We start from the raw sequence: 818 nt of genomic DNA, 5'->3' as shown, positions 1-818 counted from the left end.
GGTTCTGTCGCAAATTTCTTTGAGAGTTGTATAGACGAAACTGGTGAGCCGTTTATCCCGCAAGCTGGATAAACTGCTGAAACGGACGGATTCCGGGTGTGAATTGACCTTTGCGGATCATGTTGACCAGTTCGATACCAGCCAGGGCAGATGCGGCTGAAGCGAAAGATTTGAACCCCAGCATGAGTCTGATCCTTCGTTTGATGAAGCGGTGATCCTGTTCGATGTTGTTATTGAGGTATTTCTGCCTGACCATTTCAATCGGGATGGGACAACCAAAGCTCTTGAGCATCTTGTTGATCGCCTTGATGCCGGCCGTGTTGGCACCACTTTTGTCGATGACGATCTTGCGCGGCAAACCGTTCACTTCGAGAGCGCGGGCGAAGAACTTCGTCGCAGCGGGTTTGTTCCGGCGCTCGGACAACATGAAATCCAGGGTCTTCCCGTGTTTGTCTATCGCTCGGTAAAGATAAACCCATTTGCCTTTAACTTTCACATAGGTTTCATCCATGCGCCACGAACGGTGTGCGGGACGCTTTCTATACCGCGCTGTTTCAGCAATGAGGCCGGCATATCGACTGACCCACCGGTTCAGCGTTGCATGATCCAGATCAACGCCACGTTCCGCCATGATTTCTTCCAGATCCCGGTGCGACACACCGTAGCGCAGGTAGAAGAAAACCGCGTGCAAGATCACGTCTTTCGGAAAATGCGTGCCCTTAAATGAGATCGTCACGGTCTGCTCCTGTCAATTAGAGCACGCGCTACCAGAAATGCAGTCGAACTGACAGGTAGAGGCGAAGTTTGCGACAGAACCA

The 818-nt window shown here is 51.6% G+C and carries 1 protein-coding gene; it reads right to left on the bottom strand.

Going from position 1 to position 818, the window contains the following annotated elements:
• Window positions 1–52: 52 nt before the first annotated feature.
• Complete coding sequence (locus ACR0E2_RS20675; RefSeq protein ID WP_480447759.1) at window positions 53–736, bottom strand: IS6 family transposase; 684 nt, start codon at window positions 734–736, stop codon at window positions 53–55.
• Between the last annotated feature and the right edge of the window lie 82 nt (window positions 737–818).

The organism is Ruegeria sp. A4 (genome assembly GCF_056543025.1).
The sequence above is the reverse complement of the archived record's forward strand: the minus strand, read 5'-3'. Positions and strand labels throughout refer to the sequence as shown.